General features: G+C 64.9%; 14 protein-coding genes and 1 tRNA gene. 4 read left to right on the top strand and 11 right to left on the bottom strand.

From position 1 onward, the window contains the following. The first annotated feature begins 323 nt into the window (after positions 1-323). Positions 324-2,747, top strand: a complete 2,424-nt coding sequence (gene lon, locus UNPA324_RS08830) for an endopeptidase La (RefSeq protein WP_141934433.1) — start codon at positions 324-326, stop codon at positions 2,745-2,747. Between the two features lie 58 nt (positions 2,748-2,805). Beyond that, positions 2,806-3,210: a GFA family protein gene (locus UNPA324_RS08825; protein ID WP_141934432.1), complete on the top strand. Its 405-nt coding sequence runs from the start codon at positions 2,806-2,808 to the stop codon at positions 3,208-3,210. A gap of 132 nt (positions 3,211-3,342) precedes the next feature. Here the strand turns inward: UNPA324_RS08825 and UNPA324_RS08820 are convergent. The 3 genes from UNPA324_RS08820 to UNPA324_RS08805 all read right to left on the bottom strand — a co-directional run bounded on the left by UNPA324_RS08820 (position 3,343) and on the right by UNPA324_RS08805 (position 5,293). Further along, positions 3,343-3,419: transfer RNA gene (locus UNPA324_RS08820), tRNA-Val, on the bottom strand. Positions 3,420-3,587: 168 nt separating this feature from the next. Then, positions 3,588-3,950 (bottom strand): hypothetical protein, encoded by a 363-nt coding sequence (locus UNPA324_RS08815; protein WP_141934431.1) that lies wholly within the window; start codon positions 3,948-3,950, stop codon positions 3,588-3,590. A 248-nt stretch (positions 3,951-4,198) separates the two neighbouring features. Beyond that, the gene (locus UNPA324_RS08805) at positions 4,199-5,293 is read right to left on the bottom strand and encodes an acyltransferase family protein (RefSeq protein ID WP_181769337.1); all 1,095 of its coding nucleotides are present in this window, start codon (positions 5,291-5,293) and stop codon (positions 4,199-4,201) included. Positions 5,294-5,502: 209 nt separating this feature from the next. Here UNPA324_RS08805 and UNPA324_RS08800 point away from each other — a divergent pair, with 209 nt between their 5' ends. Then, positions 5,503-6,360 (top strand): class I SAM-dependent methyltransferase, encoded by an 858-nt coding sequence (locus tag UNPA324_RS08800; protein WP_141934429.1) that lies wholly within the window; start codon positions 5,503-5,505, stop codon positions 6,358-6,360. Between the two features lie 216 nt (positions 6,361-6,576). Here UNPA324_RS08800 and UNPA324_RS08795 read toward each other — a convergent pair whose 3' ends face one another. From UNPA324_RS08795 to UNPA324_RS08770, 6 genes are all read right to left on the bottom strand, one after another. Continuing rightward, complete coding sequence (locus UNPA324_RS08795) at positions 6,577-7,551, bottom strand: cation diffusion facilitator family transporter (protein WP_128917428.1); 975 nt, start codon at positions 7,549-7,551, stop codon at positions 6,577-6,579. Positions 7,552-7,553: 2 nt separating this feature from the next. Continuing rightward, entirely contained in the window at positions 7,554-10,763 is a 3,210-nt protein-coding gene (locus UNPA324_RS08790) for an efflux RND transporter permease subunit (protein WP_141934428.1), read from the bottom strand. Next, entirely contained in the window at positions 10,756-11,733 is a 978-nt protein-coding gene (gene ihpB, locus UNPA324_RS08785) for a divalent metal ion exporter adaptor subunit IhpB (protein WP_128917426.1), read from the bottom strand. Before ihpB ends, UNPA324_RS08790 begins: the two co-directional genes overlap by 8 nt. Beyond that, complete coding sequence (gene ihpA / locus UNPA324_RS08780) at positions 11,730-13,004, bottom strand: divalent metal ion exporter subunit IhpA (RefSeq protein ID WP_141934427.1); 1,275 nt, start codon at positions 13,002-13,004, stop codon at positions 11,730-11,732. The genes ihpB and ihpA overlap by 4 nt, the downstream gene beginning before the upstream one ends. A 55-nt stretch (positions 13,005-13,059) precedes the next feature. Next, entirely contained in the window at positions 13,060-13,422 is a 363-nt protein-coding gene (locus tag UNPA324_RS08775) for a hypothetical protein (protein WP_141934426.1), read from the bottom strand. Positions 13,423-13,539: 117 nt separating this feature from the next. Further along, positions 13,540-13,779: a hypothetical protein gene (locus UNPA324_RS08770; protein ID WP_141934425.1), complete on the bottom strand. Its 240-nt coding sequence runs from the start codon at positions 13,777-13,779 to the stop codon at positions 13,540-13,542. 370 nt (positions 13,780-14,149) lie between these two features. On the opposite strand from UNPA324_RS08770, the gene UNPA324_RS08765 reads away from it, so the two are divergent. Continuing rightward, positions 14,150-15,037, top strand: coding sequence for a hypothetical protein (locus UNPA324_RS08765; protein WP_141934424.1), 888 nt, complete (start codon positions 14,150-14,152; stop codon positions 15,035-15,037). Positions 15,038-15,096: 59 nt separating this feature from the next. Here the strand turns inward: UNPA324_RS08765 and pepT are convergent, their stop codons facing one another. Both pepT and UNPA324_RS08755 read right to left on the bottom strand, forming a co-directional pair. Continuing rightward, positions 15,097-16,347, bottom strand: a complete 1,251-nt coding sequence (pepT, locus tag UNPA324_RS08760; RefSeq protein ID WP_128917421.1) for a peptidase T — start codon at positions 16,345-16,347, stop codon at positions 15,097-15,099. 102 nt (positions 16,348-16,449) lie between these two features. Next, positions 16,450-16,764: an HU family DNA-binding protein gene (locus UNPA324_RS08755; RefSeq protein ID WP_141934423.1), complete on the bottom strand. Its 315-nt coding sequence runs from the start codon at positions 16,762-16,764 to the stop codon at positions 16,450-16,452. Positions 16,765-16,837: the final 73 nt, after the last annotated feature.

Here is a 16,837-nt window from a genome sequence, read left to right as displayed (position 1 = left end):
CCGACGGCGCTGGAACGCTCCGATTGTACCTTCAAGTTGGGCTGCGGAAGTGTATCTCCGCAGCCGGTGTTGCGTCGCTTGCCGCTATGCGTAAGCGCCTGATGGCGCGCGTTTTTCAATGACTTGACACCCCCCGGGTCGATAGCCACCTAATGTCGGCGGCGAGCAAAAATTCTCTTCCAGATTCGCCTCAGTTCCGATCCGGCGAGCCGGTCCAACTCGTAGAGGACCGACCGGCCTTGCGGATCACCTCGGCACCTTGTGGCGGTTGCGCATAAGCATGGCGGGCTGCGTGCAAGGGGGCAAAGCAAAAGGAAAAGGCCATGACTAATACAAAACCCCGGCCAACCATCGTCCATGGCGAAACGCACGCCTATCCTGTGCTGCCGCTGCGCGACATCGTCGTCTTCCCGCACATGATCGTTCCGCTCTTTGTCGGCCGCGAGAAGTCGATCCGCGCGCTCGAAGAGGTGATGAAGAACGATGCGCTGATCATGCTCGCGACGCAGAAGAACGCGTCCGACGATGATCCGGCGGCCGATGCCATTTACGAGACCGGTACGCTCGCCAGCGTGCTGCAGCTCTTGAAGCTTCCCGACGGCACGGTGAAGGTGCTGGTCGAAGGGCTCGAGCGTGCGCGCGTGTCGAAATACACCGATCGCGCCGACTATTACGAGGCCACCGCCGTCGCGCTCGCCGACACCGATGCGAAGTCGGTCGAGGCGGAAGCGCTGGCGCGCTCGGTCGTGTCCGACTTCGAGAGCTATGTGAAGCTCAACAAGAAGATCTCGGCCGAGGTCGTCGGCGTCGTGCAGGCGATCACCGATTTCGCCAAACTCGCCGACACCGTCGCCTCGCATCTCGCGGTCAAGATCGCCGATCGCCAGGGCATCCTGGAGACGCTGTCGGTCACCACGCGCCTTGAGAAGGTGCTGGGCCTGATGGAGAGCGAGATCTCGGTGCTGCAGGTCGAGAAGCGGATTCGTTCTCGCGTCAAACGGCAGATGGAGAAGACCCAGCGCGAGTATTATCTCAACGAGCAGATGAAGGCGATCCAGAAGGAACTCGGCGACGACGACGGTCGCGACGAGCTCGCCGATCTCGAAGAGAAGATCTCCAAGACCAAGCTCTCCAAGGAAGCGCGCGAGAAGGCGCAGCATGAATTGAAGAAGCTGCGCCAGATGTCGCCGATGTCCGCGGAAGCGACCGTCGTGCGCAACTATCTGGATTGGCTGCTGTCGATTCCGTGGAACAAGAAGTCCAAGGTGAAGAAGGACCTGGAGCAGGCGCAAGCCATCCTGGATTCCGATCACTACGGGCTCGAGAAGGTCAAGGAACGCATCGTCGAGTATCTCGCGGTGCAGTCGCGCGCCAACAAGCTGACGGGCCCGATCCTGTGCCTCGTCGGTCCCCCCGGCGTCGGCAAGACCTCGCTCGGCAAGTCGATCGCGAAGGCGACGGGGCGCGAATTCGTGCGCGTCTCGCTCGGCGGCGTACGCGACGAGGCCGAGATCCGCGGTCACCGCCGCACCTATATCGGCTCGATGCCGGGCAAGATCATCCAGTCGATGCGGAAGGCGAAGTCGTCCAACCCGCTGTTCCTCTTGGACGAGATCGACAAGATGGGCGCCGATTTCCGCGGCGATCCGTCCTCCGCCTTGCTCGAGGTTCTCGACCCCGAGCAGAACGGGACGTTCAACGACCACTATCTCGAGGTCGACTACGATCTGTCCAACGTGATGTTCATCACGACCGCGAATACGCTCAATATTCCCGGCCCGCTGATGGATCGCATGGAGATCATCCGGATCGCGGGCTACACCGAGAACGAGAAGGTCGAGATCGCGCGCAAGCACCTGATCCCGAACGCGGTGTCCAAGCATGGCCTGGACTCCAAGGAGTTCTCGATCGACGACGACGCGCTGCTGCTGTTGATCCGCCGCTACACCCGCGAAGCGGGCGTGCGTAACTTGGAGCGTGAGCTCTCCACACTCGCCCGCAAGGCGGTGAAGGAGCTGATGATCTCAAAGAAGAAGTCGGTCAAGGTCACCGAGAAGACTCTGGGAGAGTTGCTCGGCGTGCCGAAGTACCGTTTCGGCGAGATCGAGAGCGAGCCGCAGGTCGGTATCGTCACCGGCCTTGCCTGGACCGATGTCGGCGGCGAGTTGCTGACGATCGAAGGCGTCATGATGCCCGGCAAGGGCAAGATGACGGTCACGGGCAATCTGCGCGACGTGATGAAGGAGTCGATCTCGGCAGCGGCGTCCTACGTCCGCTCGCGCGCGATCAACTACGGCATCGAGCCGCCGATGTTCGACCGCCGCGACATCCACGTGCACGTGCCGGAAGGCGCGACGCCGAAGGACGGCCCGTCGGCGGGCGTCGCCATGGCCACCGCGATCATCTCGGTGATGACCGGCATCCCGGTCCGCCACGATGTCGCGATGACCGGCGAGATCACGCTGCGCGGGCGCGTGCTGCCGATCGGCGGCCTGAAGGAGAAGCTGCTGGCTGCGGCCCGCGGCGGTATCAAGATGGTGCTGATCCCCGAGGACAACGCCAAGGATCTCACGGAGATTTCCGATGCGATCAAGGGGGGCATGGAGATCATCCCGGTCTCCCGCCTCGACGACGTTGTCGCCAAGGCATTGGTGAAGAAGCCGACGCCGATCGTCTGGGAAGAGGACACCAAGGTGACGGTGAAGCCTGACGGCGACGAGGCCGCCGGCGGCCTGACCGCTCACTAGGCCATCGCGAAAGATGATAAAACGGCGCCTTCGGGCGCCGTTTTTGTTGGGGAGAGCGATGCGGATCGACGGGCAATGCCATTGCGGGCGGATCACCTATGAGGCCGAGATCGATCCTGAGGCGGTGTCGGTCTGCCACTGCACCGATTGCCAGACCCTGACCGGCTCGCCATTCCGGGTGACCGCGATCTGCACCAAGGCCGACGTCCGCTTGACCGCCGGCACGCCAAAAATCTACGGTAAGCGCGGCGATAACGGCCGGATGCGCTTCCAGCACTTCTGTGCCGATTGTGGTTCCCCGCTATTCACCAGCGGCGAGGGCGATCAGGCCGACGATTGGGGCATCCGCTGGGGTTCGATCCGCCAGCGTGACAAGCTGCGGCCCATCAGGCAGATCTGGTGCCAGTCGGCCGCGGTGTGGATCGACGCGGTGCCGCTGCTGCCGGGGCGGCCGAAGGATTGAGGGCTGAGATTGCGAGGCGTACTTCGCCGCGAAAAGCCCGCCTTCGCCCGATGGGCTTCGGCGCGGCAGCCTTCGCTCGCTTCGCGCTGATGACCTGCTGTGCTGGCCTGCCGAGCCGTAGCTCGCGAAGGCTGGTGGGCGGTCACGGATTCGAACCGCGGACCCTCTCGGTGTAAACGAGATGCTCTAACCAGCTGAGCTAACCGCCCAAGTGCGCCTCTTTAGCGCCCCGGTGGGTGCCGAAGCAAGAGCCCAGCGCGCCGCGCCTTGGCTCCAATTCGCGGCCAGGCCGGGGGCTTTTACGCCGAACGCGAGCGGCCCTGCAGCAGGCGCGCTGCAGGGCAACCGTGTTTCGCCTCGAAACGGCCCGCCTGGTGTTAGGCTGTCTTGGTGAACATCGTCAGGACACCGTCGGCGATGTTGATCGCGACGACTTGCGACGAGCTCAAGCCCTTGGCCTTGAGCACGGAGGCTGCCTGCGGTGTGGCGTCGATCGACTGCCGAAGCGATTGGATGTCCTTGTCGCTTGTGTGCGCCACGAGTTCATCGACTTTCGCGCGCACCGCCGGCTGCAATTCCTTGACGTCGACGACCTGGATGCTCCGGATCTCCGTGCTGGACTGCGTGGACGGCTGTTCCTCGCCGGGTTGTGACGATGCGCCCTGTGCCTGCACGAGAGCCGGTGTTCCGAGGGAGAGAGCCGCAACGATGACGGACGCGGTGAATCTGCGCATGGGCATGCCTTTTCCAGTTTGAGGAACGGCGAAACCTATCGCCGAAATCTGGTTGGCATCTGATTCCGATGTGGCCGTTCGGTGAAACCAATGCGGCCGCAATGCGCACACGCGCGACACGCTGCGCCAGGCGCGCGAGAGGTTGGCTCAGCTGGTTGGCACATCTCGTTTACACCGAGAGGGTCCGCGGTTCGAAGCCGTGACCGCCCACCAGCCTGCCGGTCAGTGCGCTTGCGATTCAGCGCGGATCGGATCTACCCGACCGGCTCCTGGCGCGCGACGTCTCCGCTGGGCGCGGCGGCTTGATACCGGCTTCCCGCCGCTGACGGCTGCGATCGACGAACCCAGGCGAGCGGGTTGGCCAGCAATGCTGTCAACGGTTTGATCGCGGGTCTCTCGACAAGTGCAAAGACCAGCCAGGCCATGGCGGCGAGGAAACCCGGCAGCACGACGGCTCGAACGAACAGGGCCGAATTATAGTCGCGGCCAATGTGAGCCCAGTGCAGGATCATATTCCCGATGTCCTGATGAAGCAGGTAGAGCGGATAGCTGATGACGCCAATGAAGGCCAAGGGGACGGCCACGGCGCGAAGCGATCGAAGCAGGACGTGGTCGTACCGCGCGGCAAGATAGACGGCCGCCGTGCCGGACCATAGTAGCAGCGAGCGGTACATCTCGATCGCGACCGACGGCTGCTTGACGTTGAAATTCAGATGATAGAGTTCGACCGAGAACGCCACGGCGATCCCAATGATCGCCTCCCTGCTGCGCCCCCTGACGAGAGCTGCAACGCTCATGCCGGTAATGAAGAACGGAAAGAAATCGTTTGAGGTGTAGAAGTCCGTGCTGGTGGTCAGGGTCCGGAAGATGGTCACCACGCAGAGCAGCGCCAAGAGACGTTGCTTGAGGCCCAGCGCCATCATCAGGAAGCAGAAGAGGTAGAACTGAAATTCAATCTGCAATGACCAATAGGCGCCGTCGGGCAAATGATGATCGACGCGGAGGACGTTGAGAGTCGGAAGAGATATCAACGTGTAGACGTAGTCGAACCAAGTCACTCCACGGCCGGGCTCGACCAGATCGGGCATCACATTCTTGAACAGCGTGGTCAGCAGTCCGCAGACGATCAGCGCCGGCAGCAGGCGGCCGAGCCTCTTGGCGTAGAAGTGCCAGGCCGATTGCGAGGTCTCAACGCTGAACGCGATGCAATAGCCGCTGATGATGAAGAACAGCAGCACGCCGAACGTGCCCCGATTGAAGATCTGAAGCGGGACAAAGTGGTAGAGCAGCACCCAGATGATCGAGATGGCGCGCAGGCAATCGATGCCGACTGATCGTTCGGATTTCAAAGGGTTTCCCCATGTTTCCCGAGTTAGAACAGTGGGTCCCGATTGTGTCAACTCTGGACCCCGTCGCTCACGTCGCTCCCGTACCTTTCCGCTCGCCACTGTGGCTGCCGTCAGATACCTCGCCGGAATCGGTCTTGCGTCCGGGAACTGCATGCGGATAAGCGTCTGTCGGCGGGGCGGACAGCCGGCGCGATCCGAAGGAGAATGCGATGCAACAGCCTAGCCACGAGCAGAACGCCGACCAGATCGCCTATTGGAACGGCCCGAGCGGCCAGCGCTGGGCCGATCGCCACGCGGCCCAGGAGAGCCTTCTCGGACCCATTGCGGACGTGCTGATCGACCGCGCCCGCCCGATGCCCGGTGAGCGTGTCCTCGACGTCGGCTGCGGCTCCGGTGCGACGACGTTCGCGTTCGCCAAGGCGGTAGCGCCTGACGGATTTGCGCTCGGCCTCGACGTGTCCGAGCCGATGCTGGCGCAGGCGCGCGCGTTTGCGCCAAAGGGCCTGCCGCTCGATTTCGTGCTGGCGGATGCAACGGTCCATCCGTTCGAGCCGGCCAGCTTCGATCTGCTCGTCTCGCGCTTCGGCGTGATGTTCTTCGCCGACCCCGTCGCCTCCTTCACCAATCTGCGGCGCGCGCTGAAGCCGACCGGCCGGCTCGCCTTCGCCTGCTGGCGCGAGCCGAAGGAGAATCCGTGGATGATGGCGCCCCTGATGGCGGTCTACAAACATGTGCCGAAGATGCCGCCGGTCGGGCCGGAGGAGCCGGGTCCATTCGCCTTCGCCTCGGAAGAGCGCGTGATGCGCATCCTGAAGGGGGCGGGCTTCGTCGACCCGGCGATGGAGCCGCACAATCTGCCGATGGACGTCGCCATCGGCGGCGGCCTCGATGCGGCCGTCGAAGGCGCGCTCCAGATCGGCCCGGCCAGCCGCGCCCTGCAGGGCCATCCGCCGGAGACCTATGAGGCCGCCAAGGCGTCGATCCGCGAGATGCTCGCGCCATTCCAGAAGGGCCAGCGCGTTGAGTTGCAGGGCGCGATCTGGATCGTGACGGCGAAGGCGGAGTGAGCGCGAGCTGTCGTTGCGGCTTGCGTCTCTGTCAGACCCGTCATCCTGAGGTGCGAGTGGCGCGATGCTTAGCATCGCGCCGGGAGCCTCGAAGGATGAACGGCCTCGATGCAGCCGGGCCGTCGCCCTTCGAGGGCCGCTGAAGAAGCGGCCACCTCGGGGTGACGGTGAGAGACGCGCATCGCCCCAATCGGTGCGCACCACCGCAGCAACCCCTCACACCACATCATCCGGCGCCAGCGCGCAGCCGTTGTCGGGATGGGTCTCGACCTGAAGCGTGGTGTGGCCGATGCGGAATGATGTCTTCAGGAGCTGGGTCGTCTCCATCAGGAATGCATCGCCCGTGCCCGCGGGCATGACGAGGTGGCAGGTCAACGCCGTCTCGGTCGTCGAGATCGGCCAGACATGGAGGTCGTGAATCCCGGAGACGCCCGGCCGCGCCAGCAGGAACGCCCGGATCGCAGCGAGGTCGGTGCCCTTGGGCGCTGCGGCCATCGACATGTCGATCGAGCCGCGCAAGAGGCTGGTGGTGCTCCAGAGGATCGTCGCGCAGATGACGAGGCTGGTGACGGGATCGAGCCAGAGCCAGCCGGTCCAGATGATCAGCGCCGCCGAGATCATGACGCCGAGCGAGACCGCGGCGTCCGCTGCCATGTGCAGGTACGCGCCCTCGATGTTGATGTCGTCCTTACGTCCGCTGGCGAACAGCATCGCGGTAAATCCGTTGATGAGGATGCCGATGCCGGCGACCACCATCACGGTGAGGCCCGCGACCGGCTCCGGCTCGCGCAGGCGCAGGATTGCCTCCCAGCCGATCGCGCCTGTCGCAACCAGCAGGAACATTGCATTGGCCAGCGCAGCCAGGATGGTGGAGGCGCGCAGGCCATAGGTGAAGCGGCCGCTCGGCGCACGCCGCGCCGCGACCGAAGCGCCCCAGGCCACGACCAGGCCGAGCACGTCGGACAGGTTATGGCCGGCATCGGCGAGCAGGGCGGTGGAGTTGCCGACATAGCCGTAAGTTGCCTCGGCCACGACCAGCGCGGTGTTGAGCGTAATGCCGACTGCGAACGCCTTGCCGAAATTGGCGGGCGCATGGACATGGCCGTGTCCAGGGCCATGATCGTGGCCATGATCATGCGAATGACCTGCATCATCATGGTGGTGATGACCGTGGTGGTCGTGGCTGCCCAATTCTAGCGCTCCCCGGACGTCGCCAAATCAGGCGCCATTGTAGGCGTTTCGACTGCCACGTCACGGCGGAACAGCACGTAGAGCGCCGGCAGCACCAGCAGCGTCAGGATGGTCGAGGAGATAATGCCACCGATGACCACGGTTGCCAGCGGCCGCTGCACCTCCGCGCCGGCGCCGGTGGCGAGCGCCATCGGCACGAAGCCGAGCGAGGCGACGAGGGCCGTCATCAGCACAGGGCGCAGCCGCGTCAGCGCGCCCTCGCGCACGGCCTCGGCGATGGGGCGCTCCTCGCCGCGAAGCCGTTCGATGAAGGCGATGATGACGAGGCCGTTGAGCACGGCGACGCCCGACAGCGCGATGAAGCCGACACCGGCGCTGATGGAGAGTGGAATGCCGCGTAGCAACAGCGCCGCAACGCCGCCGGTCAGCGCCAGCGGCACGCCGGAGAACACCAGCGCCGCATCCGCCGCCGATCCCATGCCCATGAACAGCAGCAGGAACACCAGCAGCAGCGCCACTGGCACCACGATCGTCAGCCGCTTGGCGGCGGAGACGAGCTGCTCGAACTGGCCGCCCCAGCCGATCCAGTAGCCCGGCGGCAGCTTGACCTTCTCGGCGATCACCGCCTGCGCCTCGGCCACGAAGGAGCGCAGGTCGCGCCCCCTGACATTGGCCGTCACCACCACGCGCCGCTTGCCGTTCTCGCGGCTGATCTGGTTGGGGCCGGGCGCGATCTCGATGGCCGCAACGGAGGACAAAGGTACGTAGCGCGGCGGAGGGCTCGATGCGCTTGCGAAGGCCGATCTGGTCGCGGCGGCATCCTGGACCTGCGGCAGTGGAATCGGCAGCGACTTGATGGTCGCGGGATTGGCCCGCAGGCTTTCCGGCAGCCGCACTACGATGTCGAAGCGGCGATCCCCCTCGAACAGTTTTCCGACCGGCTTGCCGCCGATCGCGATCTCAACCAGATTCTGCACCTCGCTGAGACTGAGGCCGTAGCGCGACAGTGCCTGGCGGTCGAGCTTGACAGTGAGGATGGGCAGGCCCGCGATCTGCTCGGTCTTGACGTCGGCGGCGCCGTCGATGCCGCGGATCGCGGCATTGACCTGAGCGGCAACGCCGGCGAGCAGGTCGAGATCGTCGCCGAAGATCTTGACGCCGACATCGCTGCGGATCCCGGCGATCAGTTCGTTGAACCGCATCTGGATCGGTTGGGTCATGCCGTAGGCCGAACCGGGCAGGGTGTCCGCGGCGCGCTCGATGTCTTCGACCACCTCCTGTTTGGACTTGTCGGGATCGGGCCATTGCTCGCGCGGTTTCAGGGTCACGAAGGTGTCGGCGGCGTTCGGCGGCATCGGATCGTTGGCGATCTCGGCGGTACCCATCTTGGAGAAGACCAACGCCACTTCCGGGACCTGCTTGATCGTCGTCTCGAGCCGGACCTGCATGTCGGCACTTTGCGTCAGGCTGGTGCCGGGAATTCGGATCGTCTCGATGGTGAGATCGCCTTCATCGAGGCTCGGGATGAACTCGCCACCCATGCGCGTTGCAGCGAACAGGCTAGCCGCGACGATCACGACGGCGGCCGAGGCGACGCTGCCGCGGTAGCGAATGGCACGGTCGAGCAGCGGCACATAGAACCGCGTCGCCGCGCGCATGAAGATGTTCTCCTTCTCCGAGATCTTGCCGGAGACGAAGATCGCCACCGCAGCCGGAACGAAAGTGACCGACAGCAGCGCCGCGCCGGTGAGCGCCATCAGCACGGTGAGCGCCATGGGGGTGAACATCTTGCCCTCCGTCCCCGTCAGGGTCAGGATCGGCAGGTAGACGACGGCGATGATCAGCATGCCGAACAGGCTCGGCTTGATCACCTCGCTGCTTGCCGTAAGGATGGTTCGGAGCCGTTCCTCCCGAGTCAGCAGCCGGCTGCGGCGGTGCTGCTCGGCGGCGAGCAGCCGCAGGCAGTTCTCGACGATGATGACTGCACCATCGATGATGATGCCGAAGTCGATCGCGCCGAGGCTCATCAAGTTGGCGCTGACCTTGCTCTCGACCATGGCCGTGATGGTGAACAGCATCGAGAGGGGTATGATACAGGCGGTGATCAGCGCGGCGCGAATGTTGCCGAGGATCAGGAACAGCACCGCGATCACGAGCGCCGCGCCCTCGATGAGGTTGTTCTCGACGGTCTGAATGGTGGCTTCGACCAGATTGGTGCGATCGTAGACCGCGCGCGCGATCACGCCCTCGGGGAGCGACTTCGCGATCTCGCCGAGGCGCGCCGCCACGCGCTGGGCCACGGCGCGGCTGTTCTCGCCGATCAGCAGCATGGTGGTGCCGAGCACGGTTTCCTTGCCGTTGACCGATGCGGCGCCCGTGCGCAGCTCGTGGCCTTCCTGCACATCGGCCACGTCGTGAATGCGCACCGGCACGCCGCCGCGCGAGCCGATCACGATGTCCTTGATGTCGTCGACGTTGCCGACCTGACCGGGTGCGCGAACGAGGTATTGCTCGCCGTTACGTTCGATGTAGCCCGCGCCGACATTGGCGTTGTTGGCGGCCAGCGCCGTCATGATGTCGCGAAAGCCCAGCCCGTAGGCCATCAACCGTCCGGGGATCGGCAGCACGTGGAACTGGCGCTCATATCCGCCGATCGAGTTGACCTCGACCACGCCGGGAACAGTGCGCAGTTGAGGCTTGATGATCCAGTCCTGGATGGTACGCAGCTCCGTGGGGCTGAACTCGACGCCGGCCGGCGATTTTGCGCCGGGCTTTGCTTCCACGGAGTAGACGTAGATCTCGCCGAGCCCGGTCGAGATCGGTCCCATCAGGGCCTCGACGCCGGCCGGCAACTGATCACGCACCTGCTGAATGCGCTCGTTGACGAGCTGACGGGCGAAGTAAATATCCGTGCCATCCTGGAAAACGACCGTGACCTGACTTAGGCCGTAGCGGGAGATCGAGCGCGTGTGGTCGAGCCTGGGCAGGCCGCCCATCGCGGTCTCGATCGGAAAAGTGATGCGTTGCTCAGCTTCGAGCGGCGACAGTCCGGGCGCGCGGGTGTTGATCTGGACCTGAACGTTGGTCACATCAGGGAGCGCATCGATCGGCAAGCGCGTGAAGTTCCAGGCTCCGAAGGCGCCGGCCGCGAGCGCAACGAGGATGACCAGCCAGCGCTGGCGGATGGAGAAGGCAAGGAGCGTCTCAATCATGATCGGCGTCTCCCTTGCCCATTTCGGCCTTCACCACGAAACTGTTTTCGGCGACGTAGTGCTCGCCAGCCGACAGGCCCGCGCGGATCTCCACGTATTTCGAATCGGATTCACCGAGCTCGACCGGACGGGCCTCGATCTTGTCGCCGTCCTCGCGGACGAACACGACCGTCTTGCTCTCCAACCGCTGGATCGCTCCTGCGCGTACGGCAACTGCAACGTTGCGATGAGCCAGCACAAGCCGCGCCGTGACGAACAGGCCGGGACGTAGGCGCCCATCCGGGTTTTGCAGCACCACGCGGGCCAATGCGGTCTGGGTCTCGCTCGAGCCGATCGGCGCCATGTAGGAGATCGTGCCCTTGATCTCGCCGCGGCCGTCGTCGGGATCGATCAGCACCTCGTCGTTGAGGTGGATGTGGCGAAGGTCCTGCCGATAGATCGACAGATCGACCCAGATGGTGGAGAGGTCGGCGACCACGAAGGCCGGCTTCTGCTCGGAGGCGTATTCGCCGAGCGAGATCTGCCGCTCGATGACGGTGCCGGCAAGGGGCGCCTTCAGCTCATAGACGGTGAGGCTCTGGTTGCTCTCGATCGCGGCGAGCAGGTCGTCCTTGGCGACCTTGTCGCCGATGCGCCTGACGATCGATTTGGCGAGGCCCGGAAAGCGCGGCGTCACCTGCACCACGGCTTCCTGGTTGGCGCGCAGAATGCCGTTGAAGGCGAGCGTGTCGGTCAGTGTCGCGCTCGCAGCCTCGGCCAGCGTGACGCCTGCGGCGGCCAGCTTGACGTCGGAGATGCGGATGCGGTCGGCGCCGTGCTCGTCCTGCTCGACATGGTCGTTCGGCTTCTTCGGTTCGGAATGCTCGGCGTGCTCGGCGGGTGCGACCTTGGCCGGGGCGAGCAGGGAGTAGAAGTAAGCGCCAAGCGCGGCGGCAACGATGGCCACGAGAATGGTAGAGGAGGTCTTCATCGTGCGCTCTCCCGCGCCAGCGTGAAGGGATTGCCGACGAGGCCTTCGATGGTCGCAACGCCGGCATGGAAGTTCTGCAGCGCCTCCTGCTCGCGCAGCCGCGCCTGGGTGACGCTGGCCTGGGCGTCGAGCACCTCGAGCAGGGTGAAGCGGCCCTGGCCGTAGCCTTGCGAGATCGCCTCGGACGCCTCAGCGGCTTTGGGAATGGCGATCTCGCGCAGCACCGCGAGCTCGCGCAGCGAACCCTGGAGCGAGTCGTAGGCGCGCCCGGCAATCACGATCAGCGTGTTGCGGTTGGCCTCGCGCTCGGCTTTGGTCTTGGCGAGGCTTTCCTGCGCCGAGAGGATATTGCCCTGGTTCTGGTCGAACACGGGGATAGGGACCGACAGCGAGAGCCGCACCGCGTCGTCATTGGTCTCGTTGAAGTGGCGCCAGCCGGCGGCGATCCGCACGTCCGGATAGGGCTTGAGCCGCGCCAGCAGCAGCTCGGCATTGCGCTGGGCAAAGACCGCGGTCCAGCGCACCAGCTGCGGATTGGCGTCGATGGCGGCGACGACGGACTGAAACGTCGGCGGCTTGCCCATGGTGTCGAGCCGGCCGGAGACCTCGCCGAATTTCGCGGCAGGATCGCCCATCAGCACCGCAAGCTCCCGCCGGGCGCTTGCCAGCGTGGCCTTGAAGCGTTCGCGGTCGGCCTTCACCAGGGCGGAAGCGACCTCGGCGCGGCCGGTCTCGGCCGGCGAGGAGGCACCGGCCTCGACGCGGCGGCGCAGGAGCGGCGTCAGGCGGTCGATGGCGGCGATCTGCTCGTCGAGGATCTGGATCCGGTGCTGCGCGCCCAGCACGCTGAGGAAGGCGATCGCGGTCTCCGACAGTACCTCGAGCCTGACGGCCTTGCGCTGGATCGAGGCGACTTCGACACCGGCCGCTCCGGCCGCGATCCGCGCGTCGCGCTTGCCGAACAGCTCGAAGGCCTGGCTGATCTGGAGGGTGGTCTCGGCCGATCGGGTCCCACGATATTTGCCGGAGCCGAATGAATCGTCCTGTTCGTAGGACAATTCCGGATTGAGCAGCGCGCCGGCCTGGATGCGCTGGCCCGTGGCAATGCCGACATCGCGCTCGGCTGCCGTCAGGCGCGGGCTCGCGGCCAACGCGCGCGACAGTGCACTGCGCATGGTCAAGGTCTGGGCCTGCGACGGTGCAAGCGCCATTCCGGCAATCAGACAAGCTGCCGCACACGCCAGGCGCGCGGCCATTCCCCTGCGAAACATGAAGCCGACCTGTGAAGGATGAACCTAATGGGCGCGGAATGCCCGACCAATCCATTCAGGCAATATGTTTGGGAGGGGGAGAGTCGGTATCGGGGATGATTCCGGCCAGCCGCGGGGCCTGTTGCGGGCATGTTGCCGGCACCGGCGCAACCGACACGGCCGATGGCGCCGGCTGGGTGACCGTCAGCGAGAAGCAGCCATGGCAATGATGTCCGCCGATGGCCTTGTGATCGCCATGGCCCGCGGGTCCGTCCAGGACCGCGGCAATCTCCGAGCCACCGCCCGGCGTGGTGACGTCGATATCGTGCGAGCCGTGCAGCGCGCCCGCGAGCAGATAGACAACCGCGATCAGCACGGACAGCAGCCCGCGCCAATTGCGCGGACGGCAAGTTCGTGAGGGCTGGCGGTTCGCGAGCACGACGTCACTCTGGTTACGGTCGGTGCCCGGCCTAGCATGGCGGCGGGAACAGTGTCGACCCGCAACATTGTTACGTCCCTGGAACAATTGGCGCAGCGGTGCGTCCGCGCCGGCCACTCACTGGCGGACGATGACGCGTCGATGCGGGGCAGTGGTTTCAATGATGGCCGTTTGGGCCGACTCCGGAACGTGGCTGTCATCGTCGGCCTCGACGGCAATGGCACGACAACTCGCCTCCATCGCCCGCTCCAGCCATTTGATGGCTTCGTCGATCCACTGGTCGTGATGCTCGGGATCGGCGAGGGCCTTTTCCCGGAAAGCATCCGCCTGACGCAGGCACGCCGTTCTGCGATCCACGCGCCTCTCCCGATCTGGAGGTTCCGCCCCGATCGCATCTTTGATGATCCCGCGGTCGGCGTCGTTAACATAAGACAGGCGAGGGGAGAGATTGGCCCATCGCAAACGCGGAAAGGCCCCAGCCGGCGGCTGACCGGCTGAGGCCCTTGTGCTCACAATCTCATCCTTGGGACTCGACCAACTAACGCGCATCCGGCCGGTTCGTTCCGCAATGGATGCCGAATTTAGGAACGTTCCTCCTCCCTTCTGATTAGCGAGCAGAAACATCTTGAGGAGGATGGGACCATGGACGGACTGATTTACCTGATCGGCTTGATCGTCGTGATCATGGCGATCCTGTCGTTCTTCGGCCTGCGCTGAGAGGACGACAATGGAAACGCTCGTACGGGAAGAAGTGATGGAGGGCGGCGTGACGGCGGCCGACGACCGCCGGACCATCCAGTGGAGCTCGGTGTTCGCCGGCGCTCTCGCCGCTGGCGCAATGTCGTTCATCCTGATCGGCTTTGGGGTCGCCGTCGGTCTGGGTGTCAGTTCGGCCTCGCCGACCTGGCGCGATGCCTCGGCGGCACTGGCGCTGCTCTCCGGGCTATACTTGATCATCCAGGCGATCGTCAGCTTCGGCTTCGGCGGCTACGTCGCCGGCCGGACGACCCGACCGGCGCCTGCGCTTGCAACGATCGAGGATGATGGCGAGCGGCGGGACGGCCTGCACGGGCTGACCTCCTGGGCTCTGGCCGTGCTGGCCGGCGCGGCTCTGCTGGCGCTGCTCGGCGCTGCCGCGATCGACCGTTCGCCGATGCGCAGCTCGGCAAGCAATATGTCCGCAGCCGAGCCTCTGTTGAGCTACGAGCTCGACAAGCTGTTCCGCGCACCGCGGCGCGCGCCCAACATCGACCTGAGGGAAGCGCGTGCCGAAGCGGGACGCATTCTGATGACCTCGTCCAGTCATAGCGGCGTCAGCACCGATGACCGGGCCTACTTGGTACAACAGGTTGCTGGTCTCACGGGACTGCAGGCCCCCGACGCCGAACGACGCGTCGATGCGCTGATCGCAGACTCCAAGACCTCGATCAACCGTGCGCGGCGCAACTCCATCATTGTGGCGTTCTCGGTCGCAGCCGCGACCCTGATCGGCGCCGCGGTGGCCTGGGCTGCGGCCGTGGCCGGCGGGCGGCATCGCGATGGTGAGCCATTGCCGAACTGGATGGCGAGCTCGAACCGCTTCCATCGCAATCCGCGCGCGATGCCGGTGCCGTAGTCTCTCGGTCTCTCGGCGATGGCCGGGCGCAAGCCCGGCCGATGCGTTTGCGAGAAGCGTCAGGCCTTCTCCTCCCAGATCATCGCGAGATGCACGATGGTCTGCACGGCTTTCTCCATGTCCTGCCGGCTCACCCATTCGAGCCGCGAATGAAACGCGTGCTCGCCGGCAAAGATGTTGGGGCAGGGCAGGCCCATGAAGGACAGGCGCGAGCCGTCGGTGCCGCCACGGATCGCCGTGCGCATCGGCCGCAGGCCGGCCCGGCGGATCGCCTCGATGGCGTATTCGAGCACGTGCGGGTGACGGTCGATCACCTGCTTCATGTTGCGGTACTGCTCCCGCACCTCGAATTTGTAGGTCGAGCGCGGATAGTCCTTCATCACGTCCTTGACGATGGTCTCGAGCAGGACCTCCTTCTCCTTCAGGCCTTCCTCGGTGAAGTCGCGCACGATGAAGGAGAGTGTCGCCTGCTCCAGCGCGCCCTCGATGCCGATCGGATGCAGAAAGCCCTGCTTGCCCGAGGTCGTCTCCGGCGAGCAGCCTTCCCTCGGCAGCCGCTCGACGATGGCGGCCGCGATCTTGATGGCGTGCTCCATTTTGCCCTTGGCATAGCCGGGATGAGCGCTGACGCCGTTGATGGTGATGGTGGCGCCGTCGGCCGAGAAGGTCTCGTCCTCGACGCAGCCGGCGCTTTCGCCGTCTATGGTGTAGCCGAAATCGGCGCCCAGCTTCTTCAGGTCGACATTGTCGACGCCGCGGCCGATCTCTTCGTCCGGCGTGAACAGGATCTTGATGGTGCCGTGCTTCACGTCGGGATTGTTGATGAAGAAGTGCGCGGCGTCCATGATCTCGGCAACGCCGGCCTTGTTGTCGGCACCCAATAGCGTCGTGCCGTCGGTGGTGATGATGTCGTTTCCGATCTGGTTCTTCAGCGCCGGATGCTCGTTGAAACGGATCACCTGGCTGGTGTCGCCCGGCAGGGTGATGTCGCCGCCGCGATAGTTCTTCCAGATCTGCGGCTTGACGTCCTTGCCGGTCACGTCGGGCGAGGTGTCCATGTGCGAGCAGAAGCAGATCACCGGCACCTTCTTGTCGGTGTTCGCCGGGATCGTGCCGTAGACATAGCCGTGATCGTCGAGATGCGCGTCCGCGACGCCCATGGCCTTCAGCTCGGCGGCGAGGACGCGGCCGAGATCCTTCTGTTTCTCGGTCGAGGGCGAGCGAGGGGAGTCCGGATCGGACTGGGTGTCGATGGTGACGTAGCGCAGGAAGCGCTCGGTCACGGTGTGCGAAAAGGTGAGGGAGGACATGTCTGGTCAAACCGCCGGGTCAGGGGAAGAGAGGCGGTATACCAGAAAGCGGGCCGCGTTGCGGCCGCAACGCGATGAGATCAGGCCTAACGAAACGTTGCCTCAGATCGCCTCTTTCAGTTCCTTGACCGGACGGAAGGTGACCTTCTTGCTGGCCTTGATATGGATCGGCTCGCCGGTGGCGGGATTGCGGCCGGTGCGGGCGGCGCGCTTGCGGACCTGGAGGATGCCGAGCCCGACGATGCGGACGCGGTCGCCCTTCTTCAGGTGCTTGGCGATCAAATCGACCATGTCGGTCAGGACCGCCTCGGCGTGCTTTTTCGACAGGTCCTGGCTCTCGGCGATATCGGCGGCGAGGTGCTTGAGCGTGACGGTGGCGGGCGCGACTGCCTTCTTCGCCGAATCCTTCTTAGCCATGACGGGGTCTCCTCAATGACAGGGAAGCCCCGGAAAAGCCGGAAACGCGTGGGGATCCCTCTAAGCCTTGGAA

The sequence above is a fragment of the Bradyrhizobium sp. UNPA324 genome (assembly GCF_006658635.1).
Lineage (GTDB): Bacteria > Pseudomonadota > Alphaproteobacteria > Rhizobiales > Xanthobacteraceae > Bradyrhizobium > Bradyrhizobium nanningense.
The sequence above is the reverse complement of the archived record's forward strand: the minus strand, read 5'-3'. Positions and strand labels throughout refer to the sequence as shown.